This is a genomic window from Acinetobacter sp. V2 (assembly GCF_001188385.1).
In the GTDB taxonomy this organism is placed as follows: Bacteria; Pseudomonadota; Gammaproteobacteria; order Pseudomonadales; family Moraxellaceae; genus Acinetobacter; species Acinetobacter oleivorans.
Map to the genome: position 1 here is coordinate 321 of NZ_JZFB01000009.1, position 785 is coordinate 1,105.

2 protein-coding genes are annotated in these 785 nt (G+C 41.7%); both read right to left on the reverse strand.

Translation table 11 applies throughout. From position 1 onward, the window contains the following. The coding region (locus UC75_RS22310) for a DUF4126 domain-containing protein (RefSeq protein WP_228137480.1) at window positions 1-311 on the reverse strand (311 nt) is incomplete at its 3' end. A 122-nt stretch (window positions 312-433) separates the two neighbouring features. Continuing rightward, window positions 434-568 (reverse strand): zinc ribbon-containing protein, encoded by a 135-nt coding sequence (locus UC75_RS19315; RefSeq protein ID WP_004640417.1) that lies wholly within the window; start codon window positions 566-568, stop codon window positions 434-436. Window positions 569-785 lie beyond the last annotated feature (217 nt).

Here is a 785-nt window from a genome sequence, read left to right on the forward strand (position 1 = left end):
CCTGCGAACTGTGACATTTCACCACTACTCACAGCCATGGTCGTTAACGTACCCGCAATCATGGCCGCAGGAGTCGCAACCGTATCTAAAGCATTATCGACCCATGGAATATAATAAGCTGCAACTTCACAGACGGTTGCCACGGCTAGAGCCAAGCAAACCGATGGCATAGCCAACCACTCAAAACCTTTTGATGGCTCAAACCATCCCATCATGGTTGCAATGCTCATGACCAATAACGGCACAAACACGCGAAAACCGCAGGCAGCACTTAAGCCCACACCAATACATAAACCCAATATTGTTTCCATAACGGTTTCCTTCTTATGCCCATCACGGGTCTTGTTATGTAAGTCTTATTTTTAAATTAACAAAAAGCCCCATCGGGTGACAGGGCTTTTTGTTAAATGCGAACGCAAATATTATTTTATTCTTAACGTTTAAATTCAGTGCAATAGCATTTAGTGCATGGTGGTAAACGATCTGTATTAATTTCTAAAAACACTCTCTGGCCACATTGAGCGCAGAAATAGAAGCCTGTTCCGGGTTTTTCGCCAGCTGTTACCATGATTGCATTCCTATAATCGTATAGATATTAAACAGGAATATAACCCAGTTAGAGTGATTGTCAATTGTCCATTTCGCCCGATGATGATGGCATAAATGCAAAAAATGTTATTTGTACGATTTATCTTACAAACTTTTAGGGATTTAGCGGATTGGCGACTTCCCGCTTTTTTCCTATGATGAGTTCATACAGGAACAGGATGTTCCGGAACACAAAA